The following is a 26,888-nucleotide window of genomic DNA, read 5'->3' as shown; positions in this document are numbered from 1 at the left end:
GGGCCCGGATTTCCGGGCCCGTACGGCATTGCGGACATATCGCGGCCACGGGGTGCGCATCACGGGACAGGACGGGCATGACACGATGCCGTCATGCCATCCGCGTTGACCGATCTCTGCCGGTATCCGATCGTGCAGGCCCCGATGGCGGGCGGAGTCTCCTGCCCGCAGCTCGTCGGAGCCGTGGCCGAGGCCGGCGGGCTCGGCTTCCTGGCCGCCGGGTACAAGACGGCGGACGGCATGTACAACGACGTGAAGCTGGTCCGCGGACTGACCGGCCAGCCCTTCGGCGTCAACCTGTTCATGCCGCAGCCCAACCTCGCCGACCCGAGCGCCGTCGAGGTCTACCGGCACCAGCTCGCGGGCGAATCCACCTGGTACGAAACCCCGCTCGGCGAGACCGAGTCCGACGGTGACGACGGCTACGAGGCCAAGCTCGCCATCCTGCTGGAGGACCCGGTCCCGGTCGTCTCCTTCACCTTCGGCTGCCCGACCCGCGACACCCTCGACGCGTTCGCCGCCGTGGGCACGTACACCGTCGTGACGGTCACCACGCCCGAGGAGGCCCAGGCCGCGCAGTGGGCCGGCGCCGACGCCGTGTGTGCCCAGGGCGTCGAGGCGGGCGGCCACCAGTCCACCCACCGCGACGACCCGCAGGCCGACGGGATCGGCACCGGGCTGCTCAGCCTGGTGGCCCAGGTCCGCGAGACCGTGCAGATCCCGGTCATCGCCGCCGGCGGGCTGATGCGCGGCTCCCAGATCGCGGCGGTGCTCGCGGCCGGGGCCGATGCCGCGCAGCTCGGCACCGCCTTCCTGATCTGCCCGGAGTCCGGCGCCCACCTGCTGCACAAGCAGGCCCTGACCAACCCGCTGTTCGTCCGCACCACCCTGACCCGGGCCTTCTCCGGGCGCCCGGCCCGCGGCCTGGTCAACCGCTTCGTCCGCGAGCACGGACCGTACGCCCCCGCCGCCTACCCGCAGATCCACCAGCTGACCGCGCCGCTGCGCAAGGCGGCGGCCAAGGCCGGGGACGCGCAGGGCATGGCGCTGTGGGCCGGCCAGGGGCACCGGATGGCACGCGAGCTGACGGCCGGCCGGCTCGTCGCCCTGCTCGTGGAGGAACTGGACGCCGCACGGGCGGCAGTGAGCACAAGGAGCACGCAGTGACGGCACCCGTCTTCGTCGTCGAGGAGATGCCCACGGGGCCCGGGTTCGTCCTGGACGGCCCGGAGGGACGGCACGCCGTCTCGGTCCGGCGCCTGCACGCCGGGGAGGAGGTCGTCCTGACGGACGGCCGGGGCCGCTGGACACAGGGCGTGGTGTCCGCCGCGGAGGGCAAGGACCGGCTGGTGCTCGGCGGCCTGGAGCCGGTCCACGAGGAACCCCGGCCAGGGCCGCGCATCACCGTCGTGCAGGCCCTGCCCAAGGGTGACCGGGGCGAGCTCGCCGTCGAGACGATGACGGAGACCGGCGTCGACGCGATCGTGCCGTGGCAGGCCGGGCGCTGCATCACCCAGTGGAAGGGCGACCGGGGCCTCAAGGCGCTGGCGAAGTGGCGCGGCACCGCCCGCGAGGCCGGCAAGCAGTCGCGCCGGGTGCGGTTCCCCGAGGTGGCGGACGCGATGACGACCAAGCAGGTCGCCGCGTTTCTGGCCACCGCCGACTTCGCGGCCGTACTGCACGAGGACCGCGGGTACCCCGGCGAACCGCTGGCCACCGTCGAGCTGCCGGAAGCGGGCGAGATCGTGCTGGTCGTCGGCCCGGAGGGCGGTGTCTCGCCCGAGGAACTGGCCGCGTTCGCCGCCGCCGGGGCCCGGACCTGCCGGCTCGGGCCGACCGTGCTGCGTACGTCCACGGCGGGCACGGCGGCGACGGCCCTGCTGCTCGGCCGCACCGGCCGCTGGTCATGAATCGGGCCGTTTCCCCGAACCTTGGCCGGTTCTGGCCGCAAGCGGTCTACCGCACCGTCAGGAGCGGTGGGAAGCTGCCCGTATGGGGACATCAAGGGCATGGCGCAATCGAGGGATCCGACGCTTTCCGGCCGTGATCTGCCTCACCGGCACGGTCGTCGCCGGACTCTCGGCCTGCGACCCGGTCAACGGCCTGAACTCCGCGTCCATCGCGGTGACGACCGATCAGACCGCCACCCGCGCGCTGGAGCACGAAGGGGTGCACGTGGAGTGGCTGAGCTGCACGGCACGGACCGGCGGGGGCGCGAGCGCCGGCTCCCGGACCGGTTCGTCCACCCCCGCCACCAGCCGGATCGCGGACGTGGACTGCCACGGCCGCACCAAGGAGGGCAAGGACATCAGCCTCGACGGCAAGGTCGACCGGGAGGTCGAAGGCCGTTGCGTCAGCGGTGACATGACCGCGAAGGCGGCCGGGAAGACGGTCTTCCGCGCCACGATGCTCGGCAACTGCGACGCCGCGCCCTCCTCGTCCACGCCGCCGCGGCCCCCGGCGGGCGGCAGCGGGGGAGACAGTGGGGGAGGCGCCCGGCCGACCGTGACGGTCACGGTCACGGTGACCGAAACGCCGCAGGGCAAGTAAGTGGGCGGGACACCGACTGCGTCGTACTCCGGCCAACTCCGTTTCCCCGGCTGCGGCCTCGGCCTAGGGTGATCGCTGTGACACAGCCTTCCTACCTCCGGTATCCCGATGTCCAGGGCGACCTGATCGCCTTCACCGCCGAGGACGACGTCTGGCTCGCGCCGCTCGACGGCGGCCGAGCCTGGCGGGTCAGCGCGGACAACCGCCCCGTGGCCCAGCCGCGGATATCTCCCGACGGCACCCTCGTCGCCTGGACGTCCACCCGGGACGGGGCGCCCGAGGTGCACCTGGCCCCCGTCGACGGCGGCCCCTCCAAGCGGCTGACCTACTGGGGCGACGCGCGGACAGCCGTGCACGGCTGGACCCCGGAGGGTGAGGTGCTGGTCCTCAGCACCCAGGGACAGGTCTCGCTGCGCCGCACCTGGGCCCGCGCCGTACCGGTCGACGGCGGGCCCGCCCGGACCCTGCCGTACGGGCCGGTCGGCTCCCTCGCGTACGGGCCCGGCGGACGGATCCTGCTGCTTTCGGCCACCATGGGGCGCGAGGCCGCCAAGTGGAAGCGCTACCGGGGCGGCACGGCCGGCAAGCTCTGGATCGCCGCGCAGGAGGCGCCGGTCGACGGGGAGCCGCAGGAGTTCGTCCGGGTCAACGAGGAGCTCGACGGCAACATCGAGTGCCCGATGTGGGTGGGCGGGCGCATCGCCTTCCTCTCCGACCACGAAGGCGTCGGCGCGCTCTACTCCTCGCTCCCCGACGGCACCGATCTGCGCCGCCACACCGGCATCGAGGGCTTCTACGCCCGGCACGCCACCACCGACGGCACCCGGGTCGCCTACGCGTCCGCCGGTGAACTGTGGCTCCTGGACGGCCTGGAGAGCGACGGCCCCCGCCGCCTCGACATCCGCCTCGGCGGCCAGCGCGCCGACCTCCAGCCGCACCCCGTGCACGCCGGCAGCCACCTGAGCGCCGCGTCCCCGGACCGTACGGGGCGGGGCAGCGCGGTCGGGTCCCGCGGAGCCGTCCACTGGGTCACCCACCGCGAGGGACCGGCCCGCGCGCTCGCCGTCGAACCAGGCGTACGGGCCCGGCTGCCCCGCACCTTCCAGGCCGACGGCGACCAGCACGTCGTCTGGGTCACCGACGCCGAGGGCGACGACGCGCTGGAGTGCGCCCCCGCCACCGGCACCTCGACCGACGCCGTACCGCACCGCCTCGCCGCGGGCCGGATCGGCCGGGTCCTCGACCTGGCGCCCGCCCCCGACGGCAGCCGGTTCGCCGTCGCCGCCCACGACGGACGGGTACTGATCGTCGAGCGGGAGAGCGGCGAGGTCCACGAGGTGGACCGCAGCGAGCACGGCGACGCCTCCGGGCTCGTCTTCTCGCCCGACTCCTCCTGGCTCGCCTGGTCGCACCCCGGCCCAGAGCCGCTGAGCCAGCTCAAACTCGCCCATCTGGCAGACCTGACGGTCGCGGAGGCGACCCCGCTGCGGTTCCGCGACTTCGCACCCGCCTTCACCCCCGACGGAAAGCACCTGGCCTTCCTCTCCGAGCGGGCCTTCGACCCGGTCTACGACTCACACGTCTTCGACCTGGCCTTCATCGGCGGCTGCCGGCCGCACCTGCTGACGCTCGCCGCGACCACCCCCTCCCCGTTCGGGCCGCAGCTGCACGGCCGCCCGACCGAGCGGGAGAAGAGCGGCGAGGGCGACGACAACCCCACCGCGCTCCCGGTCACCCGCATCGACCTGGACGGCCTCGCGGACCGGATCGTCGCCCTGCCCGTCGAGGCGGCCAGCTACTCCTCGCTGCGGGCCGCGAAGGACGGACTGCTCTGGCTGCGCCACCCGGTCGTCGGGGTCCTCGGCACGAGCGCGGCCACGCCCGACGCCCGCCGCCCGGAGACCGTGCTGGAGCGGTACGACCTGGAGAAGCTGCGCTGCGAGGAACTCGCCTCGGACATCGCCCGGTTCGCGGTCAGCGGCGACGGCAGGCGGCTGGTGCTGCACAGCCGGGGCGCCCTGCGCGTCGTACCGTCCGACAGCCGGGTGTCGGCGGGCTCCGACGACGACCACGACGGCGACGGCAGCGTCACCGTCGACCTCTCCCGGATCCGCCGCACCCTGGACCCGGCCGCCGAATGGCGCCAGATGTACGACGAGGCCGGGCGCATCATGCGGGACAACTTCTGGCGCCCCGACATGGGCGGCACCGACTGGACCGGCGTCCTGGACCGCTACCGGCCGGTGCTGGAGCGCGTCGCCACCCACGACGACCTCATGGACCTGCTGTGGGAGGTACAGGGCGAACTCGGCACCTCGCACGCCTATGTGCAGCCGACCGGCGGCTGGCACGACGACTCGGCCCGCCAGGGCCTGCTCGGCGCCGACATCTCCCGCGCCGAGGACGGGAGCTGGCGCATCGACCGGATCCTGCCCTCGGAGACCTCCGACCCGGCCGCCCGCGCACCGCTCGCCGCACCGGGCGTCGCCGTCCGCGCGGGGGACGCGATCCTCGCGGTCGACGGCCACCCCGTGGACCGGGTGAGCGGCCCCGGGCCGCTGCTCACCGGCTCGGCCGGCCACCCGGTCGAACTGACCGTCTCACCGGCCGACGGCGGCGACCCGCGCCATGTCGTCGTCGTACCGATCGCGGACGAGGAGCCGCTGCGCTACCACGACTGGGTCGCCGACCGGCGCCGTTACGTCCACGAGCACTCCGGCGGGCGCCTCGGCTACGTCCACGTCCCCGACATGGCCGGACCGGGCTGGGCCCAGATCCACCGCGACCTGCGCACCGAGGTCGCCCGCGAAGGGCTGGTGGTGGACGTCCGGGAGAACCGCGGCGGCCACATCTCGCAGCTGATCGTGGAGAAGCTGGGCCGCCGCATCGTCGGCTGGGACCTGCCCCGCGGCAGGCAGCCCCACAGCTACCCGGGCGACGCGCCGCGCGGGCCGGTCGTCGCGGTGGCGGACGAGTTCTCCGGTTCCGACGGCGACATCGTGAACGCGGCGATCAAGCTGATGGGCATCGGCCCGGTGGTCGGCACCCGCACCTGGGGCGGCGTCGTGGGCATCGACAGCCGGTACCGGCTGGTCGACGGCACGCTGGTCACCCAGCCCAAGTACGCCTTCTGGATGGAGGGGTACGGCTGGGGCGTCGAGAACCACGGCGTCGATCCGGACGTCGAGGTCGTCATGACGCCGCAGGACCGGGCGGCGGGGCGGGATCCGCAGCTGGACGAGGCGATCCGGATCGCGCTGGAGTCGCTGACCAGGACCCCGGCGAAGACGGCGCCGCGGCTGCCGTAGTGACGTGTGGGGGGGGGCGGGGTGTGGGGCGGGGCGGGGCGGGTCCCGGGGCGCCGGGGCGCCTGCGGCGGGCCTGTTCCCCACCCCGCCCCGTCCCGTAACCGGGGCTCCGCCCCGGGCCCCGCGCCTCAATCGCCGGCGGGGCTGGATTTTGGGGCTCCGGCCGGGGCCTCGCGCCTCAATCGCCGGCGGGGCTGGATATCGGGGCTCCGCCCCGGGCCCCGCGCCTCAATCGCCGGCGGGGCTGGATTTTGGGGCTCAGGCCCCGGAAACGGCCGCGCCCGTCCGGCTAGGCTGGCCCCTGACTGATCACCGAGACTCAAGGAGCGCCAAATGGCAGGAGAACCGCAGCCCGACTGCCTGTTCTGCAAGATCGTCTCGGGTGAGATCCCGGCCACCATCATCCGGGAGACCGACACCACCGTCGCCTTCCGCGACATCAATCCCCAGGCCCCCACCCACGTGCTCGTCATCCCGCGCCTCCACCACCCCGACGCCGCCTCCCTGGCCGCCGCGGAACCGCAGGTCCTCGCGGACGTGGTGCGCGAGGCCGGGCAGGTCGCCGCCGACGAGAAGATCGCGGACAGCGGCTACCGGGTCGTGTTCAACACCGGTGCGGGCGCCGGACAGACCGTCTTCCACGCGCACGCCCACGTCCTGGGAGGCCGCGGCCTCCAGTGGCCCCCCGGCTAGGGCCTGTCCGGCGGATCATGGCCGGGGGCGCGGCGTCTGGCACGGCACCTCGCCGCGTTGCCGAAACGCCCCAATAGCTCCGCTATCGAGACGCTCCGGCGCCTTGCGATGCACCGCACCAGACGCCGCGCCCTATCCGACCCTGATCCACCGGACAGGCCCTAGAACGGACCACCCCACACCGTGTCCGCACGTGAACTCGTCGTCCTCGGCACCGCCAGCCAGGTCCCGACCCGGCACCGCAACCACAACGGCTACCTGCTGCGCTGGGACGGCGAGGGCCTCCTCTTCGATCCCGGCGAGGGCACCCAGCGCCAGATGCTGCGGGCCGGTGTCGCCGCGCACGACATCAACCGGATCTGCGTCACGCACTTCCACGGCGACCACTCGCTCGGCCTGGCCGGGGTGATCCAGCGGATCAACCTCGACCAGGTCCCGCACCCCGTCGCCGCGCACTACCCGGCGAGCGGACAGCACTTCTTCGACCGGCTGCGGTACGCGACCGCCTATCGCGAGTCCGTCGAGCTGGACCAGGCCCCGGTCGCCGCCGACGGGCCGCTGGCCACCACGGACGCGTACACGCTCAGCGCCCACAAGCTGTCCCACCCCGTCGAGTCGTACGGCTACCGCCTCGTCGAACCCGACCGGCGGCGCATGCTGCCCGCCCTGCTCGCGGAGCACTCCGTCGCCGGACCGGACATCGGCCGGATCCAGCGCGAGGGCGCCCTCGGCGAAGTCACCCTCGACGACGTCTCCGAGCACAGGCGCGGACAGCGGTTCGCGTTCATCATGGACACCAGGCTCTGCGACGGCGTGTACGCGCTCGCCGAGGGATGCGACATGCTGGTCATCGAGTCGACCTTCCTCGACGAGGACGAACGGCTCGCCACCGACCACGGCCACCTCACCGCCGGACAGGCGGCCCGGGTGGCGCGGGAAGCGGGCGTACGGCACCTCGTGCTCACCCACTTCTCGCAGCGCTACCCGGACCAGGAGGCGTTCGAGGCACAGGCCCGCGCCGCCGGATTCGAGGGCGAACTCACCGTCGCCCAGGACCTGATCACCGTCCCGGTCCCCACGCGTCACCAGTAACAACACCAGTACCACCTGCGTTAGCGAGAAACCGTGCACCTCCCCAAAGCAGAACTCCACCTCCACATCGAAGGAACCCTCGAACCCGAGCTGGCCTTCGCGCTCGCCGCCCGCAACGGCGTGCGGCTGCCCTACGCGGACACCGAGGAGCTGCGCACCGCCTACCTCTTCGACGATCTGCAGAGCTTCCTCGACCTGTACTACGCGCTGATGGCGGTGTTGCGGACCGAGGACGACTTCACCGAGCTCGCCGACGCCTATCTCGCCCGCGCCTCGGCGCAGGGTGTGCGGCACGCGGAGATCTTCTTCGACCCGCAGGCGCACACCGCCAGAGGTGTCCCGATCGCCGCGGTCGTCGAAGGGCTGGGCCGGGCGCTGGAGCGCAGCGAGGAGAAGCACGGGGTCTCCACCCAGCTGATCATGTGCTTCCTGCGCGACCGGTCCGCCGACTCCGCGCTGGAGACCCTTGAGGCCGCGAAGCCGCATCTGCACCGCATCAGCGCGATCGGCCTGGACTCCGCGGAGGTCGGCCACCCGCCCGCCAAGTTCCGCGAGGTGTACGCCGCCGCGGAGGCGCTCGGGCTGCGCAAGGTCGCGCACGCCGGCGAGGAGGGGCCGCCCGCCTACATCCGGGAGGCCCTCGACGTACTCGGCGTGGAGCGCATCGACCACGGGCTGCGCTGCATGGAGGACCCGGAGCTGGTGAAGCGGCTGGTCGCGGACCGGGTGCCGCTCACCCTCTGCCCGCTGTCCAACGTACGGCTGCGGGCCATCGACACCCTGGAGGAGCACCCGCTGCGGGCCATGATGGACGCCGGGCTGCTCTGCACGGTGAACTCCGACGACCCCGCCTACTTCGGCGGGTACGTCGGGGACACCTTCCACGCCGTCCACGAGGCGCTCGGCCTGGAGCGCGAACAGCTGCGCACCCTGGCCCGCAACTCCTTCGAGGCGGCCTTCCTCGACCACGACGAGGAGCGCCGGGCGCGCTACCTGTCCGAGGTCGAGGCGTACGCGTTCGACTGACCGTCCCCGCCGGCCGGGCCGGCCGTCCGGAACGCACTCCTGACCAGTCGCCTGCGGCGCAACTCGGGCAGGCTGAGCTCCGTGACGGCCTGCTCGGGCGCGCCGAGCCTGGGCACGGCGCCGGGCACCGCGCCGGTGGTGACGGCGAGCAGGGCCACCGGAGCACCGCCCCTGCGGCGCACCGAACCCGGCACCAGCGGACGGCCACCGGCGTGCAGGGCGACGGCCGTCACCGGGACCGCGACCAGCAGGGTCACGGCGCCCAGGATCAGCCCCATCACCCGATAGCCGGACGCCTCGGACAACACGCTGCCCAGCAGCGGCCCGCAGGCCACACCCACCGAAGAGGCCGATCCCGCGAGGACCGCCCAGCGGCCGCGTATGTCCAGTGACGCGGCCAGACCGATCAGGTACGACAGGACCACCGGGTAGAAGGTGTTCCAGACGATCTCGCCGGTCGCGAACGAGCGGAGGCCGCCGGCAGAGGAGCTGACCACGATCATCACCGCGATGATCACGGTGCCCAGCCCGATCGGGACCGCGCGTCCGAGCCGTGCGCCCAGTAGCCCGGCGCCCATCACGCCGAGCAGCCCGGCGCCGAGTGCGGCGGCGAAGACCGCCCCTATGGAGACCTCGGAGAGGCCCACCTGCACTATCCCGATGCGGCTGCTGACACCCCAGAGCGCGTTCTGCGCCATCGACCAGACGAGCATGCCGCCCGCCAGCACCAGACCGGAGCGGCGGTGCGGCAGCCGGCCGGCGGCGGGAACGGCGGGACCCGCGGGCACCGCGCCGCCCAGCCGGGACGTCGCGGGCCAGACGAGGAGCGCGGCCACAGCGATCGAGGCGAACGGCAGCCGGTGGCCGCCGCCCAGGTGAGGAATCGTCAGGTAGAGGACGCCGGCGGTCGCGGAGACGCTGAGCAGCCCCAGGGACGAGGTCCGGTGCGGATCGCGCTGGGCGGCGATGCCCGCCGCGGCGACCGCGGTCGCCGCGCCGGAGCCGAAGCCGCCGACGACCACACCCATGACCACCAGCGGTACGGAACCGGTCAGCGCCGCGCAGCCGTAGCCGAGCGCGGCCAGCGTCAGTCCGATCCGCGCGGGTCTGCGCGGCCCGTACGTCTCGACCCGGCCCGCCAGGCAGAACCCGGCACAGGCCGAACTCAGCAGCAGGGCGCTGCCGACCAGACCGCCCTGGGCCGGGCTGAGGCCCAGATAGACGGAGAGCCTCCCCACGATGGTGGGGAGCAGATATGAGGCGAGGTAGCCGGCGGTGAACACGGCGACCAGCGGCCACGCGGCGCGAGGGCGCGAGGACATGGGCGTTCCTGAAGACATGCCAGAAGAGGCGGGAGAAGACAGAGAGGGGGTAAGGCGAAAACGCAGAAAATGAAGGAAATGCGAAGAAGTCGACACACTCGCCGGAAAATGCCTCCAACGGTGCTCGCGGGCCAATTTGTATCAAGCGCCCCCGCCCGACCGAAAGTCGCCTCGCTGTGATCTAAGCCACTTATGTGTTTGTCGCGTTGATATGCGGGTAGCAACGCATGTTTATGCAGGTCAGGCTCTGTGTGACCGGACTCGGCGTGGACCCCCCGAACGGCGGAGTGAATCGGGCACACTGGCCGGAACTGCCACGACCGGGGAGTGCAAGGTGAGCACTGGGATGCCAGGAATCGACCCACTGGACGGACTGCGCGCGCCGCAGGACCCGGACTGCGACGTCTTCCTCACCGGCACGGTCTTCCTCGACATCATCTTCACCGGCCTGGACAGCGCCCCCGTGCGCGGCACCGAGTCCTGGGCGCGCGGCATGGGCTCCAGCCCCGGCGGGGTCGCCAACATGGCCACCGCACTGGCCCGGCTCGGCCTGCACACCTCCCTGGCCGCGGCCTTCGGCGACGACCACTACGGCGAGTACTGCTGGGACGCCCTGGAGCAGGGCGAGGGCATCGACCTCTCGATGTCGCACACCGTGCGCGGCTGGCACTCCCCGGTGACCGTCTCCATGGCGTACGAGGGCGAGCGGACGATGGTCTCGCACGGCCACGAGGCCCCGCCGCCCGCCGAGCCGGGCCCGGCCGCCGCCTTCCCCCGGTGCCCGCCCCGGGCCCGCGCCGCCGTCGCCTCGCTCGTCCCGGGCCGCAGCGAGCCGTGGGTGGCCTCGGCCGCCCGCAGCGGCGCCATGGTCTTCGCGGACGTCGGCTGGGACGAGACCGGCCGCTGGGACCTGGCGGGGCTGACCGACCTGGCGCACTGCCGGGCGTTCCTCCCCAACGCGCAGGAGGCCATGCGCTACACCCGTACGGACTGCCCCCGCGCCGCCGCGCACGCGCTCGCGGAGCACGTACCGCTGGCCGTCGTCACCCTCGGTGCGGAGGGCGCCTACGCGGTCGACTCGGCCAACGGGACCGCGGCCGAGGTCCCCGCGATCGCGGTCGAGGCGCTCGATCCGACCGGCGCGGGCGACGTCTTCGTCGCCGGGTTCGTCACCGGCACCCTGGCCAACTGGCCGCTCGCGGACCGGCTCGCCTTCGCCGGACTCACCGCCGCCCTCTCCGTCCAGGAGTTCGGCGGCTCGCTCTCGGCCCCCGGCTGGGCGGAGATCGCCGCCTGGTGGCAGCAGGTCCGCACCTGCGCCGGCCAGGACCCGGCGGCGCTCCAGCGGTACGCGTTCCTTGAGGACCTGCTCCCGGCAGCGGCCCGCCACTGGCCGCTGCGCAGGGCCGTCCCGACGATCGGCTTCCGGCCGTGACCGGGCGGGCCGCGCCCCGCCCGGGAAAACCTCTCGGTGTTGTCAGTACAGAGTCGTAGGCTTGGTACTCCAGAGGTTGTCGAGCAGCGAGAACCCTGCAACGGGAGGTATGCGCAGGCCCGAGGGCCGGCCCATGACTCAGACACCAACACAGCCGCAGGCGCGTGCCCACATCAGGATCCCGGCCGCACACCCCATGGTGATGCTCCTGGGATCGGGCGACTCGCTGCTGCGCGTGATCGAAGCGGCGTTCCCGGCAGCCGACATCCACGTCCGGGGCAATGAGATAAGCGCGACGGGGAACACGGCGGAAATCGCCCTGATCCAGCGCCTGTTCGACGAGATGGTGCTGGTGCTCCGCACCGGTCAGCCGATGACGGAGGACGCTGTGGAACGTTCGATCGCGATGCTCAGGGCCACGGACAACGGCCAGGCGGACGGCGCGGAGACGCCGGCCGAGGTGCTCACCCAGAACATCCTCTCCAGCCGCGGCCGCACGATCCGTCCGAAGACCCTCAACCAGAAGCGTTACGTCGACGCGATCGACAAGCACACGATCGTGTTCGGTATCGGCCCCGCCGGTACCGGCAAGACGTACCTCGCCATGGCCAAGGCGGTCCAGGCCCTGCAGTCCAAGCAGGTCAGCCGCATCATCCTGACCCGGCCCGCGGTCGAGGCGGGGGAGCGGCTCGGCTTCCTCCCCGGCACGCTCTTCGACAAGATCGACCCGTACCTGCGCCCGCTCTACGACGCGCTGCACGACATGCTCGACCCCGACTCGATCCCGCGGCTGATGGCGGCGGGCACGATCGAGGTCGCGCCGCTGGCATATATGCGGGGCCGTGCCCAGCCCGTCTTCACCAACGTGCTGACACCGGACGGCTGGCGTCCGATCGGCACACTGGAGGTGGGCGACCTCGTCATCGGCTCCGATGGCGCGCCCACGCCCGTGCTCGGGGTGTACCCGCAAGGCGAGAAGGACATTTACCGCGTAAGTGCCCAGGACGGCTCCTGGACCCTGTGCTGCGGTGAGCACCTGTGGACGGTCCGTACGGCGGCGGACGAGCGGCGGGACAAGCCGTGGCGGGTCCTGGAGACCAAGGAGATGATCGGCAACCTTCGCGCGGCGCACGCCCGGCGCTATGAGCTGCCGATGCTCACCGCTCCGGTCGGCTTCCCCGAGCGCGGGGTTCCGATGGACCCGTACGCGTTGGGTCTGTTGCTGGGCGACGGCTGTCTGACCGGGTCGACGACTCCGTCGTTCGCCACCGAGGATCCTGAGCTCGCCGATGCGCTGGAGAGCGCGCTCCCGGGCGTTTCCGTACGGCACAAGGGCGGGCCCGACTACGTTCTGAACCGGGTGAAGGCTCCGGGCGATGTGGTCACGCTGGAGAACCCGGTCACTCGTCCGCTGCGCGAACTCGACCTGGTGGGCACGCGCTCGCACTCCAAGTTCGTACCGGACGCATACCTCTTCAACTCCGCCGACGTCCGTCTTGCCGTTCTTCAAGGACTGCTCGACGCGGACGGGGGGCCCGTCACTCAGACGGACCGGACATGCCGCGTCCAGTACTCGACGGCATCGATCATGCTGCGCGACGACGTGATCGCCCTCGTACAGTCCCTGGGTGGGGTCGCGTACACCCGCCGGAGGGCCGCTGAAGGGCGTGCACCGGGATTCGCGGGGGGCCGCGAGGTCCATCACCGCTACGACGCACACATCGTCGAGATCCGGCTCCCCGAGGGCATCGAGCCCTTCCGCCTCGCTCGTAAGGCGGAGAAGTACCGCGAGGCAGGAGGCGGTGGCCGCCCTGTGCGCTTCATCGACAGCATCGAACCGGCCGGCCGCGAGGAAGCCGTCTGCATCCAGGTGGCGGCGGAGGACTCGCTGTACGTCACCCAGGACTATCTGCTGACGCACAACACCCTCAATGACGCCTTCATCATCCTGGACGAGGCGCAGAACACCAGCGCCGAGCAGATGAAGATGTTCCTCACCCGGCTCGGATTCGACTCGAAGATCGTCGTCACCGGTGACGTCACCCAGGTCGACCTGCCGAACGGGACCAAGAGCGGTCTGCGCCAGGTGCAGGACATCCTGGAGGGCGTCGACGACGTGCACTTCTCCCGGCTCACGTCCCAGGATGTCGTCCGGCACAAGCTGGTCGGCCGTATCGTCGACGCGTACGAGAAGTACGACAGCCAAGGCGAGCAGCACGGCCAGGCCGGCAAGGGCCAGGGCCGTCACAACGGGAAGCAGTAGCAGCGCACCATGTCGATCGACGTCAACAACGAGTCCGGAACCGAGGTCGACGAGCAGGCGATCCTCGACATCGCCCGCTACGCACTCGCCCGGATGCGGATCCACCCGCTCTCCGAGCTCTCGGTGATCGTGGTGGACACCGACGCCATGGAACAGCTCCACATCCAGTGGATGGATCTGACGGGTCCGACCGATGTCATGTCCTTCCCGATGGACGAGCTGCGTCCGCCGGCCAAGGACGAGGAGGAGCCCCCGCAGGGGCTCCTCGGTGACATCGTGCTCTGCCCGGAGGTCGCCAAGAAGCAGGGCGAGGACGCCGAGACGCAGCACTCCATGGACGAGGAGCTCCAGCTCCTCACCGTCCACGGGGTGCTGCACCTGCTCGGTTACGACCACGAGGAGCCGGACGAGAAGGCCGAGATGTTCGGCCTCCAGGCGGCGATCGTGGACGGCTGGCGCGGTGAGCGCGGCATGACCGGCCCGTCGCCCGCCCCCACCGTCTCGTGAGCCTGCCGCTCGTCTTCGGCGTCGTCCTGCTGGTCGTCGTCGGCTGGCTGGCGGCGTGTGCCGAGGCCGGAATCGCGCGTACGTCCAGCTTCCGGGCGGCCGAGGCGGTCCGCTCGGGCCGGCGCGGCGGAGACAAGCTCGAACAGGTCGCGGCCGATCCCACCCGCTATCTCAATGTCGCCCTGCTGGTGCGGGTCGCCTGCGAGATGGCCGCCGGGGTGCTGGTCACCTACGCCAGTCTCAAAGAACTCCCGGAGACGTGGGAGGCGCTGGCCGTCGCCATGGGGGTCATGGTCCTCGTCTCCTACGTGGCCATCGGGGTCTCGCCGCGCACCATCGGCCGCCAGCACCCGCTGAACACGGCCACGGCGGCGGCGTACGTACTGCTGCCGCTGGCCAGGATCATGGGCCCGGTCCCGCAGCTGCTGATCCTCCTCGGCAACGCGCTGACGCCTGGCAAGGGGTTCCGCAAGGGCCCGTTCGCCAGCGAGGCGGAACTGCGGGCCATGGTCGACCTCGCGGAGCAGGAGTCGCTGATCGAGGACGAGGAGCGCCGCATGGTGCACTCCGTCTTCGAGCTCGGTGACACGCTCGTGCGCGAGGTGATGGTGCCGCGCACCGACTTGGTCTGCATCGAGCGCTACAAGACGATCCGGCAGGCGCTCACCCTCGCGCTGCGCTCCGGTTTCTCGCGGATCCCGGTCACCGGGGAGAACGAGGACGACATCGTCGGGATCGTGTATCTCAAGGACCTGGTCCGCAAGACGCACATCAACCGGGAGTCGGAGGCCGATCTGGTCTCCACCGCGATGCGCCCCGCGGCGTTCGTGCCCGACACGAAGAACGCCGGGGACCTGCTGCGCGAGATGCAGCAGGACCGCAGCCACGTCGCCGTCGTGATCGACGAGTACGGCGGCACGGCGGGCATCGTCACCATCGAGGACATCCTGGAGGAGATCGTCGGCGAGATCACCGACGAGTACGACCGCGAACTCCCGCCGGTCCAGGAGCTGGAGAACGGCTGCTTCCGGGTCACCGCGCGCCTGGACATCGGGGACCTCGGTGAGCTGTTCGGCCTCGACGAGTACGACGACGAGGACGTGGAGACGGTCGGCGGGCTGCTCGCGAAGGCGCTGGGCCGGGTCCCGATCGCCGGTGCGTCCTCGGAGGTGGAGCTGCCCGACGGGCGCCGGCTGCGGCTCACCGCCGAGTCCCCGGCGGGCCGCCGGAACAAGATCGTCACGGTACTGGTGGAGCCGCTGGCTCCGGCGGACGAGGAGGCGGCGGCATGACTCCCAAGGAGCTGAGGGCGTTCTGCCTGGAGTTCAACGCGAGCACCGAGGTGTTCCCGTTCGGGCCGGAGGCGTCCGTCTTCAAGGTGCTCGGCAAGATGTTCGCGCTGAGTGCGCTGGACGGGCGACCGCTGACGGTGAACCTCAAGTGCGACCCCGACGACGCGGTGCGGCTCCGGGAGGAGTACGAGGCCGTGGCGCCGGGGTGGCACATGAACAAGCGGCACTGGAACACGGTGACGGTGTCGGGGCTGCCGGCGGCGAAGCTGCGTGAGCTGATCGAGGACAGCTACGACCTGGTGGTGGCGGGGCTGCCCCGGGCGGAGCGGTTGCGGCTGGACCGGGGGTAGGTGGTGCCGGTGGTTTCGGGGGCTCCGCCCCCGGGCCCCCGCTCCTCAATCGCCGGAGGGGCTTGATTTTGCCGCGGCGGGGCTTGAGATGGTTCTCAGGCCCGTTGCCACCACTCCCGCCGTGACGATCAGCAGGCCCGCTGCCACCGCTACCGCGGTGCGGACTCCGTCGAGCAGCGAGCTGTCGGCCGTCGCGATCACCCCGAGCACCGGGATGCCGATGGTGAGGCCCACCTGCTGGGTCGTGGTGACGAGACCCGTCGCCAGGCCCTGCTCCTCGTTCGGCACGCCAGAGGTGACGGTCAGCCCGTACGCGATGATCGCGCCCAGGTGGCAGACGCTGGCCAGCGAGACCGCGGCGGTCGCCAGCCAGACGCCCGAGTCCGCGCCGAGGCCCAGCAGCGCCGCGATGAACAGGCCCTGGCCGAGGAGCGAGAAGGACAGGGTCCGCCGGGCGCCGATCCGGCCGATCACCTTCGGGGCGTACACCCCGGCCGCCACGGAGGCGAGGCCCTGCACCCCGAAGACCAGCCCGGTCCCGAACGCCGACAGGTCCAGCACCTCCTGGAGGTACAGGGTCAGGACGAAGACGACGGTGCTCATCATCGAGAAGGTGAGCAGCCCGCCCAGGTTGCCGAAGGCCACCGTGCGACGGCGCAGCATCGGCAGCGAGACCAGCGGGGCCGCCGCACGCGACTCGACGACCGCGAAGGCGATGAGCAGCGCGACCCCGAGGACGAGGGCGATCTGTACGTCCCCGCGCCCGAATCCGTGCTCGGCCGCCGTGGAGAGGGCGTAGATCAGGGCGAGGAGCCCGCCGGTGACCGTGGCCGCACCGGGGATGTCGAGCCGCGGCCGGTCCGGTGTGCGGGACTCGGTGAGCAGTGCGGGGGCCATCGCGAGCACCGCCACCGCGGCCACCGTCAGCAGCCCCATCGTGGAGCGCCAGCCCAGGGTGTCGGTCAGGGTCCCGCCGGCCACCATGCCGACGGTGAAGCCGAGGGAGAGCAGCGTGCCGCTGATGCCGAGCGCGCGGTCGCGCAGCGGACCCTCCGGGAAGGTGGTGGTGAGCAGGGACATCCCGGTCGGCACGATCACCGCGGCGCCGAGCCCCTGGAGCGCCCGGCCGGTGAGGAATGCGGCCGGGTTCCAGGCGAGGGTGGCCAGCAGTGACGCGGCCCCGAAGACGGCGAGGCCGGTGAGGAACATCCGGCGGCGGCCGTAGAGGTCCGCGATCCGGCCGAAGAGGAGCAGGAATCCGCCGGACGGCAGCGCGAACGCCGTGATCGCCCACTGCAGACCGGACCGGCCGAGGCCGAGGTCGTCACCGAGGACGGGCAGCGCCACGTTCAGTACGGAGAAGTCGAGCGACACCATGAACTGGGCGGCGCACAGGACGAGGAGCACCAGCCGGGCCCGGCCGGAGAGCCGGTCCGGGGCAGCGGGTGCGGGAGGGGTGACAGCTTCTTGAGCCGGGGGATGGATCGCCATGCCCATGAGCCTGCGGGCGCCGGAATATCCGTGGGGAGCGGGAACTTATCCTGTTGGCCGCACCACCAGGCAGGCGCGGGCCCGGACACCAGGGGGAGTACGTGGGCACACCGGCCCGGATCACGGCGGACGCGGGCAAGGCGCACCGTCTCGGCGAGCTGCGGGAATTCCTGATGAGCAGGCGGGCGCGGGTCACCCCGTCCCAGGCGGGCCTCCCGGACGGCGGTGCCCGGCGCCGTACCCCGGGGCTGCGCCGCGAGGAGGTCGCCGTCCTCGCCGGGGTGGGCGTCTCCTGGTACCAGTGGCTGGAGCAGGGCCGGGACATCACCGTGTCGCCGCAGGTGCTGGACTCGGTGGCCCGGGTGCTGCGGCTCAGCAGCGCCGAACGCCGCCACCTCTACGTGCTCGCCGGGCTCAACCCGCCCGCCGCGCAGGTCGATCCGGCCCACGCGGACATGTGCGACGGCCTGCAGCGGCTGCTGGACCGCTGGATGCCGTTCCCGGCCCACATCATGGACGCGTACTGGAACGTCATCCTGTACAACGACGCGGCCGCGACGGTGATGGGGATGGGGCCGGGCCGGACGCAGAACTGCGTGATCGACTTCTTCACGGACCCGGTCCACCGCGCCCGGCGCAAGGACTGGCAGGAGATCGCGGCCCAGGTCGTCGCCCAGTTCAGGGCCGCCTGCTCGGAATGCCCCGACGACGAGGGATTCCGGGAGATCGTGGCCGAGGCGCGGGAGCGCAGCCCCGAGTTCGCCGCGCTCTGGGAGCGGCGGGACATCGCGCCCGGCGGCCAGATGCGCAAGGAGCTGAACCACCCGGTGGTGGGCACCCTGGTCGTGGAGGCCACCCAGCTGCGCATCCCGGCCCGCCCGGACCTGGTGATCGTGCTGCACAACCCCTGGCCGGGCACCGGCACCGAGGAGAAGTTCCGCCTGCTGGCCTCGCCGGAGGGCCGCCGGGGCATGATGCGCCAGGTCCGGGGATGAGATGGCCGGGCGCCCGGATGCCGCGCCGGTCCGCACGCTTCGTATGCTCGGCACATGAGCGATAGCACCGACCTCGGCGCCGAGGACCGCAAGATCGTCACACTGGCGCGCAGCGCCCGCGCCCGCAACGGTGTGCCGGAGGGCGCGGCCGTACGGGACGAGACCGGACGTACGTATGTGGCGGGCACGGTGGAGCTGGAGTCGCTGCGCCTGAGTGCGCTGCGTACCGCCGTCGCCATGGCCGTGGCGAGCGGCGCCACCTCGCTGGAGGCGGCCGCGGTCGTCTCTGAGGCCGAGACGCCTTCGCCGGAGGACCGAGCGGCCGTACGGGACCTGGGAGGGGCGGACACCCCGGTGCTGCTCGCCGGGCCGGACGGGGTGCTGCGGCTCACCGTGACGGCGGGCTGACCTTCGCGGGACCGGCACATCGTGTGCGAACGCCCGGCACCCCATCGGTGCCGGGCGTTCGCACACGATGTGCGGGAAGCATGGATCTTGACAGTATCTGATGGTCCATCAGTCAGCGCATTTCGCTTCCATTGACTTCTTTTCGGCCGGAGTCATCAATGGCCCCCTGCCGGCGCGGAAGAGCCGCCGCGTCGCACATTCCGCAGGAGGGGGCTCCATGAGTCCAGCCATTCGAAGATCCGACAGCCCGGGGACGCGGCGTCGAAGCCGCCGCTGGGCCGCCGCGCTGGGGGTGGGCGCGCTCGTCGTCACCGGGGGAGGACTGCTCGCCGGACCCGCCCAGGCCATGGCGGCGGCGTCCGTGGCGGTGGACTTCCCGACCCACTGCATCCCGCCCGCGATCGCCGGGATCCCGCCGATCGACGGGACGACATCGGCGCAGATCAGCGTCGACAACGCGGCCCCGAAGGTCGGCGACACGGTCACGGTGACGTACACCGTCGTCAAACCGGCCGCGAGCAACCCGGTCGATCTGGCGCTGCCCGCCGACATCATGACGCCGACCGGCAAGGTCACCGTCGCCGGGGCGCAGTCCGCCGACATCACGGTGGCGGGCCCGAAGAAGAACGATCCGGTGCCCGGCAAGGGCGAGTTCCCGTCGTTCTCCATGACCGGCACCTTCACGGTCACCGCGCCCGGCGAGATCACCCTCTCGCCCGGTGACTACAACATCCACACCAGCTACATCATGGAGCTGGACACCCCCTGCACGGTCACCGATCCGCCCGCGCCCGTCTCCCAGACGGTCATCGCGACGGACGGCGGCGGCCAGGTCAACGAGCGCGCCATCCAGCTCGGTGCGGCCTCCGGCGCGGCCGGTGACCAGGTCAGCGTGGCCGGTTCGAAATTCACCGAGGGCGCGTCCGTCACCCTCGCCGGCCGGGCCGGGGACGCCCAGACCGGTGACACCGCGACGGCCACCGCGGACGGTTCGGGCGGCTTCACCGGGCAGCTCACCGTCAACGACCCGGCGACCACCGCGATCGTCGCCTACGAGGGCGCAGCCTGGGACGCCGCCAAGGGTGCGGGTCCCCAGGCCTACACCGTCACCGGCGGCGGCGGGGAGACACCGGACGGCAGCCAGAAGCTGACCTCGACCGTCAAGGCGGGCACGCTCTCCATGTCGCAGGCCGGGGACTCCGTCGAACTCTCTGCGGTCGACTTCGGCAAGGGCGGCGCATCCACCGGCGACCTGCGGACGGTGACGGTCAAGGACTTCCGCGGCGGCCCCGCGGGCTGGTCGCTGACCGGCAAGGTCACCGACTTCAAGGGCCCGGCCGGTGCCACGATCGGCGCCTCCGCGCTCGGCTGGAGCCCGGCCTGCACGACGAAGGCCGGCAGCCCGAGCACCTGCGCGGCGGGTTCACAGGGTTCGGTCGGCAGCGCGGGGGCCACCCTGGCCTCCACGCCGAACGGCGCCTTCACCGGAGGCGAGTTCACCGTCGACGCCGGACTGTCGCTGGACGTGCCGGCGTACGCCGCCGCCGGCACCTACTCCGGAGTGCTCACCCTCACCCTGACGTGAGCCGGGAGCGCTGATCCACCGGTGGGCCGGGCGCGCACCCGTCCGGTCCATCCACCCCGCCAACGCGTGCACCCTGGGGGCCCGCACCGTGCGCAAGCTGTCCGTACTCCTGTCGTCCCTGCTGTCCACAGCCCTGCTCCTGCTGGGCGCCCCCGTGGCGGGCGCCGCCGACAACGGCAGCTGGTCGGTCTTCCCGGCCACCACCGCCACCGGCACCCGGCCGTACTTCTACCTCTCGGCCGACCCCGGAGCCACCCTCACCGACAAGGTGACCGTCAAGAACAAGACCGCCGCCCCGCTGACCTTCCGGCTGTACGCGGCCGACGCGTACAACACCGAACGCGACGGCGGATTCGCGGTCCGCGCGCGGAACGAGAAGCAGCGCTCCGTCGGCGCCTGGGCCAAGGCCGGCCGCGACCGGGTCACCGTGAAGCCGCACGGCTCGGTCACCGTGCCCGTCACGATCAAGGTCCCCGAGGACGCCGAACCGGGCGACCACCCCGGCGCCCTCGTCGCGCTGGACGAGCGCATCGACCCCGCCGACGCGGGCGCGGTGGCCGTCGGGATCCAGAAGGCCGTCGGCGCCCGGATCTATCTGCGGGTCAACGGCCCGACGATGCCCGCGCTCTCCGTCGACGACGTCAGGGTCGAGCACACCCAGCCGCTGGTCCCGGGCACCGGAAAGTCCCGCGCCGTCATCTCGTACACGCTCCACAACCGGGGCAACGTCACCCTCAGCCCCAAGGTCGCGCTCAAGGCGGAGGGGCTCTTCGGCCGCTCCCTGCTCGCCCGCGACCTCAAACGGATCCCGTCCGAGCTGCTGCCCCGCCAGGAGGTCCGGCTCACCGAGGAGTGGAAGGGCGCGCCGCAGCTGGAGTGGGGCGAGGTCAAGCTGACCGCCAGCGCCCGCGACACCCGCGAGTCCGCCGCCGCCGGGTACTTCGCGCTGCCCTGGCTGGTCGCCGGGGTGCTCCTGGTGCTGCTCGCCGGGGGTGCGGGACTGTGGATACGGGCACGTCGGAGCCGTCGCCGCACGGCCTGAGACGAGCGACCCGGCGGCGCCGCCGGCCGCCTTGGTGCGGCAGTGCCGCCGGGATCGGGGACAATGGGCGCCATGAGCGCTCGACCTAACCCAGAAGCTGCTGCGCAGCAGGCTGAGAACACCGCCCCGCACCGGGCCGGCTTCGCCTGCTTCGTGGGCCGTCCCAACGCGGGCAAGTCCACCCTTACGAACGCTCTGGTCGGCCAGAAGGTGGCGATCACGTCCAACCGGCCACAGACCACCAGGCACACGGTCCGCGGCATCGTGCACCGGCCGGACGCGCAGCTGATCCTGGTCGACACCCCCGGCCTCCACAAGCCGCGCACCCTGCTCGGCGAGCGTCTCAACGACGTCGTACGCACCACCTGGGCCGAGGTCGACGTCATCGGCTTCTGCCTGCCCGCCGACCAGAAGCTCGGCCCCGGCGACAAGTACATCGTCAAGGAACTCGCCGGCATCAAGAAGACGCCCAAGATCGCGATCATCACCAAGTCCGACCTGGTCGAGTCCAAGCAGCTCGCCGAACAGCTGCTGGCCGTCTCCCGCCTTGGCGAAGAGCTCGGCTTCGAATGGGCGGAGATCATCCCGGTCTCGGCCGTCAAGGACGACCAGGTCGGCCTGCTGGCCGACCTGATCGCCCCGCTGCTCCCCGAGAGCCCGCCGCTCTACCCGGAGGGCGACCTCACGGACGAGCCCGAGATGGTCATGGTCGCGGAGCTGATCCGGGAGGCCGCGCTCGAAGGCGTACGCGACGAGCTGCCGCACTCCATCGCGGTCGTCGTCGAGGAGATGCTGCCGCGCGAGGACCGCCCGGCGGACAAGCCGCTGCTCGACATCCACGCCAACGTCTACATCGAGCGGCCCAGCCAGAAGGGCATCATCATCGGCCCGAAGGGCCAGCGGCTCAAGGACGTCGGCACCAAGTCCCGCAAGCACATTGAGGCCCTGCTCGGCACGCCGGTCTTCCTGGACCTGCACGTGAAGGTCGCCAAGGACTGGCAGCGCGACCCGAAGCAGCTGCGCAAGCTGGGGTTCTGAGCGTTCCCCTCAGCAGCAAGCCGCCGGTCTCACGCGCCCTCCTTCAGGACGCGTGAGACCAGGGCGCGCTGGGCGTCGGTCAGCCGGGGGTCCGCGCAGTGCACCGTCCGGTCACCGACCGTGATCCGGTAGCCGAAGCCGTCCGGAACGCCGGCCGGCGGGGTGTCCCGGCCGCCGGTGAGTGCCGATTCGGCCAGGGCCTCCCACTCGCGGCCGTCGGCCCGGCCGGAGGTGTCGATCTCGCCGTGGCGTGCGATACCGGCGAAGCCGCCGGTCCTGCTCACCTTGATCCGCATACGGTGTCCTTCCCCTGCGGACGCGCCCTGGGTGCTGCCTAAGCGGTCGGTACGCCCACCTCCGACCAGGCCTTGAGGACCGCCTCCACCTCGTCGCCCGCACCGAAGCGGCTGCGTGCCGCCGCGACGGTCAGCCGGGCGAAGGCCGCGAAGTCGGCGTCCACCGCCAGTTCACCACCCGTGAGCACATCGAACCAGAGCTGTCCGGCCTTCTCCCAGGAACTGCCGCCGAGCGCGGTCGCCAGCAGGTAGAACGCGCGATTGGGGATGCCGGAGTTGAGGTGGACACCGCCGTTGTCGTCGCCGGTGCGGATGTAGTCGTCCATGGACGCGGGCTGCGGGTCCTTGCCGAGCACGTCGTCGTCGTACGCCGTGCCGGGCGCCTTCATCGAGCGCAGCGCCACCCCCTGGACGCGCGGCGCCAGCAGGCCCGCGCCGATCAGCCAGTCGGCCTGCTCCGCGGTCTGGCCCAGCGAGTACTGCTTGACCAGGGAGCCGAAGACGTCCGAGACGGACTCGTTGAGCGCGCCGGACTGGCCGTAGTAGCTCAGATTGGCCGTGTACTGGGTCAGGCCGTGCGCCAGTTCGTGGGCGATGACGTCGATGGCGACGGTGAAGTCCAGGAAGATCTCCCCGTCCCCGTCGCCGAACACCATCTGCTCGCCGTCGAAGAAGGCGTTGTTGTACTTCTCGTCGTAGTGCACGGAGCCGATCAGCGGCAGTCCGTTGCCGTCGATCGAACGCCGCCCGTAGGCCTTGAGCAGCAGTTCGAAGGTGGCGCCGAGACCCGCGTACGCGCGGTTGACGCTGGCGTCGGACGTGGGGTCCTCGCCCTCGGCGCGGACCTTGGTGCCGGGCAGCTCGGTGCCGTGCCGGCAGTCGTAGAGGGTGCGGTCGGGCTTGCCGGAGCGCTCGTCCTCAGGGGCGGGGGCGACGCGGGCCGGGACGGGGGTCGTCACCTGGCGGCGGGTGCGCCGGGCGGCGTCGGCCTCCAGGGTGCGGCGGGCCGGGTCCGCCAGGACGGGATCGTCGGACTGGGACAGCTTGTCGAGGACGTGGGGCGGCACGATGGTGCAGAAGACGGGCTGGAAGCTGTGCTGAGTTCGAGGCTGCATGCACTCGACTGTGGCAGCGCGTGATCTCTGTGTCACTGGTTGCCACCAGGATTGACGAATTAGAGTGATCGGTCACTGTTTAACCGTTACCGACCTCCGGTCCCGCATACTGATACGGCACAGACGCCTCGGGCGTCGCTCGGCTAGTCTCTTCGCATCATGCGTTTCGGGCTGCTTCTTCTTAGCTGCCGCGGCGAGGGTCTGTAGTCGTAGGCCGACCCCCTCCCCGCGGAGTCTTGTGTTGCAGCGACACAGTCGGCCTTCCCCCAGCTCTCGATGAGCAGGGGAACCCTTCTTGCCGGACTCCGAGGAGCCCCACGCCATGACCGCAGTGAATCCCGCTCAGAACCCCGTTGCGAACGCCGTCGGCCGCCCCACGCCGATCACCAACGCCACCGGGCTCCAGAAGCCCTCCGGGATGCCGATCGGCAAGTACGGGCAGTACGAGGCCGTCGAGATCCCCGACCGCACCTGGCCGGACAAGCGGATCACGGTCGCACCCCGCTGGCTCTCCACGGACCTGCGCGACGGCAACCAGGCGCTGATCGACCCGATGTCGCCGGCCCGCAAGCGCGAGATGTTCGACCTGCTCGTACGCATGGGCTACAAGGAGATCGAGGTCGGCTTCCCGTCCTCCGGCGAGACCGACTTCGCGTTCGTCCGCTCCATCATCGAAGAGGGCGCGATCCCCGAGGACGTGACGATCTCCGTCCTGACGCAGGCCCGCGAGGAACTGATCGAGCGCACCGTCGAATCGCTGCGCGGCGCCCACCGCGCCACCGTCCACCTGTACAACGCGACCGCCCCCACCTTCCGCCGCGTGGTCTTCCGCGGCTCCAAGGAGCAGGTCAAGCAGATCGCGGTGGACGGTACCCGGCTGGTCATGGAGTACGCGGAGAAGATCCTGGGCGAGGAGACGATCTTCGGCTACCAGTACAGCCCGGAGATCTTCACCGACACCGAGCTGGAATTCGCCCTGGAGGTCTGCGAGGCGGTGTGTGACGTCTGGCAGCCCGAGGCCGGTCGCGAGATCATCCTCAACCTGCCCGCCACCGTGGAGCGTTCGACGCCGTCCACGCACGCCGACCGGTTCGAGTGGATGTCGCGCAACCTGTCGCGCCGCGAGTTCGTCTGCCTGTCCGTCCACCCGCACAACGACCGCGGCACCGCCGTCGCCGCCGCCGAACTGGCGCTGATGGCCGGGGCCGACCGGATCGAGGGCTGCCTGTTCGGCCAGGGCGAGCGCACCGGCAACGTCGACCTGGTCACGCTGGGCATGAACCTCTTCTCACAGGGCGTCGACCCGCAGATCGACTTCTCGCAGATCGACGAGATCCGCCGCACCAGCGAGTACTGCAACCAGATGGAGGTCCACCCGCGCCACCCCTACGCGGGCGACCTGGTCTACACCGCCTTCTCCGGCTCCCACCAGGACGCCATCAAGAAGGGCTTCGACGCCATGGAGGCCGACGCGGCCGCCCAGGGCAAGACGGTCGATGACCTGGAGTGGGCGGTGCCGTACCTGCCGATCGACCCGAAGGACGTCGGCCGCTCCTACGAGGCCGTCATCCGGGTCAACTCGCAGTCCGGCAAGGGCGGAATCGCGTACGTCCTGAAGAACGACCACAAGCTGGACCTGCCGCGCCGGATGCAGATCGAGTACTCCCGGATCATTCAGGCCAAGACCGACGCCGAGGGCGGCGAGGTCACTCCGACGCAGATCTGGACCACGTTCCAGGACGAGTACCTGCCCAACCCGGGCAACGCCGCGGCTCAGTGGGGGCGCGTACAGATCCGCTCCGGCCAGAGCACCATCGGGTCCGACGGTCAGGACACGATCACCGTCGAGGCGACCGTGGACGGCGCGGACACCGTGCTCACCGGCACCGGGAACGGCCCGATCTCGGCGTTCTTCGAGGCGCTGCAGGCCATCGGCATCGACGCCCGGCTGCTGGACTACACCGAGCACACGATGAGCGAGGGCGCGAGCGCCCAGGCCGCCTCGTACATCGAGTGCGCGATCGACGGAAAGGTCCTGTGGGGCATCGGCATCGACGCCAACACCACCCGGGCCTCGCTGAAGGCGGTCGTCTCGGCGGTCAACCGCGCCACCCGCTGACCCGCCCGCCCGAAAGGGCATGAATCAGTACGGTCCGTGAACCCCGCCTCCCGCATCCGGGAGGCGGGGTTCGGCCATCTCGGGGTGGTTGTGACGGGCGAGATGCTGACGCCGCTTCACGGATGTGGTTAACATCACGTCCAACACGGCAATGTTGCCGCGTTGGTACCTCCCGTGTCCGCAGGGCTACGGGGGAGTTACGGAGGTGTGCGACGTGCGGTCAGCCCTGGGACAACGCGCCATGAAGCTGCGTATCTGCGGCATCCGTACGATGTGGGACACCGTCGGGGACGGCGAGTTCTTCTGCACCGGCTGCGGAGGCGACCGCAACTACCGCCGCCTCACCGGACGTCGCCGGTTCACCTTCCTCGGCGTACCGCTGCTGCGGCGCGGCACCGTGGGCCCGGTCGTCGAATGCGCCGCGTGCCACGACCACTTCGGCACCGACACACTCGACCACCCCACCACCACCCGGTTCTCCGCGATGCTCAAGGACGGCGTCCACACCGTCGCGCTCGGCGTCCTGGCGGCCGGCGGGACCACCTCCCGCACGGTCCTGGAGACCGCCGTCGCCACCGTGCGCGGCGCCGGGTTCGACGGCTGCACGCAGGAGCAGCTCGCCACCGTCGTCGAGGTCCTCTCCGTCGACATCGGCCACGGCTCGGCGTTCGACCCGGCCGCGGAGGCGTGCGGCGCGGCCCTCGCCATCGAGCTCCACGAGGCGCTGGAGCCGCTCGCCCCGCACCTGGCCCAGACCGGCCGCGAATCGATTCTGCTCCAGGGCGCCAGGATCGCGCTCGCCGACGGCCCGTACAGCCAGGCCGAACGCGAGGTGCTGACCACCGTCGGCGGCGCGCTCCAGCTCTGCGCGCAGGACACGGCCCGGCTGCTCGCCGCGGCGGCGCGTACGCCCTCCTGAACGCCCCCCGCCCCCACCGGCCGTTACTCCCGAGGGAGTACG

The 26,888-nt window shown here is 71.6% G+C and carries 23 protein-coding genes; 19 read left to right on the top strand and 4 right to left on the bottom strand.

Annotation, left to right across the window (positions count from 1 at the left end):
- Positions 1–93 precede the first annotated feature (93 nt).
- The 7 genes from OG892_RS12025 (at position 94) to OG892_RS11995 (ending at position 8,669) form a co-directional block, all read left to right on the top strand.
- Entirely contained in the window at positions 94–1,167 is a 1,074-nt protein-coding gene (locus tag OG892_RS12025; RefSeq protein ID WP_073735978.1) for a nitronate monooxygenase, read from the top strand.
- Positions 1,164–1,910 carry a 16S rRNA (uracil(1498)-N(3))-methyltransferase gene (locus OG892_RS12020; protein ID WP_371629111.1) on the top strand — a complete coding sequence of 249 codons (747 nt, stop codon included), beginning with the start codon at positions 1,164–1,166 and terminating at the stop codon, positions 1,908–1,910. Before OG892_RS12025 ends, OG892_RS12020 begins: the two co-directional genes overlap by 4 nt.
- Positions 1,911–2,043: 133 nt before the next feature.
- A complete protein-coding gene (locus tag OG892_RS12015) occupies positions 2,044–2,550 on the top strand; it encodes a hypothetical protein (RefSeq protein ID WP_371629110.1) in 507 nt (168 codons plus the stop codon).
- A 77-nt stretch (positions 2,551–2,627) separates the two neighbouring features.
- Entirely contained in the window at positions 2,628–5,858 is a 3,231-nt protein-coding gene (locus OG892_RS12010; protein WP_073735975.1) for a S41 family peptidase, read from the top strand.
- A gap of 333 nt (positions 5,859–6,191) precedes the next feature.
- On the top strand, positions 6,192–6,551 hold the full coding sequence (locus OG892_RS12005; protein WP_073735974.1) for a histidine triad nucleotide-binding protein: 360 nt from the start codon (positions 6,192–6,194) through the stop codon (positions 6,549–6,551).
- Between the two features lie 183 nt (positions 6,552–6,734).
- Entirely contained in the window at positions 6,735–7,643 is a 909-nt protein-coding gene (locus OG892_RS12000) for a ribonuclease Z (RefSeq protein WP_371629109.1), read from the top strand.
- Positions 7,644–7,676: 33 nt separating this feature from the next.
- A complete protein-coding gene (locus tag OG892_RS11995; RefSeq protein ID WP_073735972.1) occupies positions 7,677–8,669 on the top strand; it encodes an adenosine deaminase in 993 nt (330 codons plus the stop codon).
- Here the strand turns inward: OG892_RS11995 and OG892_RS11990 are convergent.
- Positions 8,633–9,991, bottom strand: a complete 1,359-nt coding sequence (locus OG892_RS11990) for an MFS transporter (RefSeq protein ID WP_073735971.1) — start codon at positions 9,989–9,991, stop codon at positions 8,633–8,635. The two genes, OG892_RS11995 and OG892_RS11990, sit on opposite strands and share 37 nt — an antisense overlap.
- Before the next feature lie 334 nt (positions 9,992–10,325).
- Here OG892_RS11990 and OG892_RS11985 point away from each other — a divergent pair, with 334 nt between their 5' ends.
- The 5 genes from OG892_RS11985 to OG892_RS11965 all read left to right on the top strand — a co-directional run bounded on the left by OG892_RS11985 (position 10,326) and on the right by OG892_RS11965 (position 15,838).
- A complete protein-coding gene (locus OG892_RS11985) occupies positions 10,326–11,426 on the top strand; it encodes a carbohydrate kinase family protein (protein WP_073735970.1) in 1,101 nt (366 codons plus the stop codon).
- 133 nt (positions 11,427–11,559) lie between these two features.
- Positions 11,560–13,689, top strand: a complete 2,130-nt coding sequence (locus OG892_RS11980) for a PhoH family protein (RefSeq protein WP_073735969.1) — start codon at positions 11,560–11,562, stop codon at positions 13,687–13,689.
- A gap of 9 nt (positions 13,690–13,698) precedes the next feature.
- Positions 13,699–14,196: an rRNA maturation RNase YbeY gene (ybeY, locus tag OG892_RS11975; protein WP_073735968.1), complete on the top strand. Its 498-nt coding sequence runs from the start codon at positions 13,699–13,701 to the stop codon at positions 14,194–14,196.
- Complete coding sequence (locus OG892_RS11970; protein WP_073735967.1) at positions 14,193–15,488, top strand: hemolysin family protein; 1,296 nt, start codon at positions 14,193–14,195, stop codon at positions 15,486–15,488. The genes ybeY and OG892_RS11970 overlap by 4 nt, the downstream gene beginning before the upstream one ends.
- Positions 15,485–15,838 (top strand): MmcQ/YjbR family DNA-binding protein, encoded by a 354-nt coding sequence (locus tag OG892_RS11965; RefSeq protein WP_371629108.1) that lies wholly within the window; start codon positions 15,485–15,487, stop codon positions 15,836–15,838. The genes OG892_RS11970 and OG892_RS11965 overlap by 4 nt, the downstream gene beginning before the upstream one ends.
- A 45-nt stretch (positions 15,839–15,883) precedes the next feature.
- Here the strand turns inward: OG892_RS11965 and OG892_RS11960 are convergent, their stop codons facing one another.
- Positions 15,884–17,329: an MFS transporter gene (locus OG892_RS11960; RefSeq protein WP_371629107.1), complete on the bottom strand. Its 1,446-nt coding sequence runs from the start codon at positions 17,327–17,329 to the stop codon at positions 15,884–15,886.
- A 101-nt stretch (positions 17,330–17,430) separates the two neighbouring features.
- On the opposite strand from OG892_RS11960, the gene OG892_RS11955 reads away from it, so the two are divergent.
- From OG892_RS11955 to era, 5 genes are all read left to right on the top strand, one after another.
- Positions 17,431–18,324, top strand: coding sequence for a helix-turn-helix transcriptional regulator (locus OG892_RS11955; RefSeq protein ID WP_328867121.1), 894 nt, complete (start codon positions 17,431–17,433; stop codon positions 18,322–18,324).
- Between the two features lie 54 nt (positions 18,325–18,378).
- Complete coding sequence (locus tag OG892_RS11950) at positions 18,379–18,732, top strand: cytidine deaminase (RefSeq protein WP_024491636.1); 354 nt, start codon at positions 18,379–18,381, stop codon at positions 18,730–18,732.
- A gap of 217 nt (positions 18,733–18,949) precedes the next feature.
- On the top strand, positions 18,950–20,317 hold the full coding sequence (locus tag OG892_RS11945) for a beta-xylosidase (protein ID WP_371629106.1): 1,368 nt from the start codon (positions 18,950–18,952) through the stop codon (positions 20,315–20,317).
- 88 nt (positions 20,318–20,405) lie between these two features.
- Complete coding sequence (locus tag OG892_RS11940; RefSeq protein WP_371629105.1) at positions 20,406–21,359, top strand: WxL protein peptidoglycan domain-containing protein; 954 nt, start codon at positions 20,406–20,408, stop codon at positions 21,357–21,359.
- Between the two features lie 63 nt (positions 21,360–21,422).
- Entirely contained in the window at positions 21,423–22,397 is a 975-nt protein-coding gene (era, locus tag OG892_RS11935) for a GTPase Era (RefSeq protein WP_199884410.1), read from the top strand.
- 29 nt (positions 22,398–22,426) lie between these two features.
- Here era and OG892_RS11930 read toward each other — a convergent pair whose 3' ends face one another.
- Together OG892_RS11930 and OG892_RS11925 are read right to left on the bottom strand one after the other, a co-directional pair.
- Positions 22,427–22,693 (bottom strand): protealysin inhibitor emfourin, encoded by a 267-nt coding sequence (locus tag OG892_RS11930; protein WP_328867123.1) that lies wholly within the window; start codon positions 22,691–22,693, stop codon positions 22,427–22,429.
- Between the two features lie 38 nt (positions 22,694–22,731).
- Positions 22,732–23,808 (bottom strand): M4 family metallopeptidase, encoded by a 1,077-nt coding sequence (locus OG892_RS11925; RefSeq protein WP_371629104.1) that lies wholly within the window; start codon positions 23,806–23,808, stop codon positions 22,732–22,734.
- A gap of 322 nt (positions 23,809–24,130) precedes the next feature.
- On the opposite strand from OG892_RS11925, the gene leuA reads away from it, so the two are divergent.
- Together leuA and OG892_RS11915 are read left to right on the top strand one after the other, a co-directional pair.
- A complete protein-coding gene (gene leuA / locus OG892_RS11920; RefSeq protein ID WP_371629103.1) occupies positions 24,131–25,927 on the top strand; it encodes a 2-isopropylmalate synthase in 1,797 nt (598 codons plus the stop codon).
- A gap of 241 nt (positions 25,928–26,168) precedes the next feature.
- Positions 26,169–26,846, top strand: coding sequence for a TerB family tellurite resistance protein (locus OG892_RS11915; protein WP_073735959.1), 678 nt, complete (start codon positions 26,169–26,171; stop codon positions 26,844–26,846).
- Positions 26,847–26,888 lie beyond the last annotated feature (42 nt).

The sequence above is a fragment of the Streptomyces sp. NBC_00341 genome (genome assembly GCF_041435055.1).
Lineage (GTDB): Bacteria > Actinomycetota > Actinomycetes > Streptomycetales > Streptomycetaceae > Streptomyces.
This window is presented reverse-complemented; position numbering and strand designations above follow the sequence as displayed.

What these genes read in the sequence shown, in the direction of transcription:
- OG892_RS12005 (WP_073735974.1), top strand. Translation starts at nt 6,192, where the DNA reads ATGGCAGGAGAACCGCAGCCCGACTGCCTGTTCTGCAAGATCGTCTCG.
- OG892_RS11950 (WP_024491636.1), top strand. Translation starts at nt 18,379, where the DNA reads ATGAGCGATAGCACCGACCTCGGCGCCGAGGACCGCAAGATCGTCACA.
- OG892_RS11925 (WP_371629104.1), bottom strand. Translation starts at nt 23,808, where the DNA reads ATGCAGCCTCGAACTCAGCACAGCTTCCAGCCCGTCTTCTGCACCATC.
- leuA (WP_371629103.1), top strand. Translation starts at nt 24,131, where the DNA reads ATGACCGCAGTGAATCCCGCTCAGAACCCCGTTGCGAACGCCGTCGGC.
- OG892_RS11945 (WP_371629106.1), top strand. Translation starts at nt 18,950, where the DNA reads ATGAGTCCAGCCATTCGAAGATCCGACAGCCCGGGGACGCGGCGTCGA.
- OG892_RS11990 (WP_073735971.1), bottom strand. Translation starts at nt 9,991, where the DNA reads ATGTCCTCGCGCCCTCGCGCCGCGTGGCCGCTGGTCGCCGTGTTCACC.
- OG892_RS11930 (WP_328867123.1), bottom strand. Translation starts at nt 22,693, where the DNA reads ATGCGGATCAAGGTGAGCAGGACCGGCGGCTTCGCCGGTATCGCACGC.
- era (WP_199884410.1), top strand. Translation starts at nt 21,423, where the DNA reads ATGGGCGCCATGAGCGCTCGACCTAACCCAGAAGCTGCTGCGCAGCAG.
- ybeY (WP_073735968.1), top strand. Translation starts at nt 13,699, where the DNA reads ATGTCGATCGACGTCAACAACGAGTCCGGAACCGAGGTCGACGAGCAG.
- OG892_RS12025 (WP_073735978.1), top strand. Translation starts at nt 94, where the DNA reads ATGCCATCCGCGTTGACCGATCTCTGCCGGTATCCGATCGTGCAGGCC.
- OG892_RS11960 (WP_371629107.1), bottom strand. Translation starts at nt 17,329, where the DNA reads ATGGCGATCCATCCCCCGGCTCAAGAAGCTGTCACCCCTCCCGCACCC.
- OG892_RS11980 (WP_073735969.1), top strand. Translation starts at nt 11,560, where the DNA reads ATGACTCAGACACCAACACAGCCGCAGGCGCGTGCCCACATCAGGATC.
- OG892_RS11915 (WP_073735959.1), top strand. Translation starts at nt 26,169, where the DNA reads ATGAAGCTGCGTATCTGCGGCATCCGTACGATGTGGGACACCGTCGGG.
- OG892_RS11965 (WP_371629108.1), top strand. Translation starts at nt 15,485, where the DNA reads ATGACTCCCAAGGAGCTGAGGGCGTTCTGCCTGGAGTTCAACGCGAGC.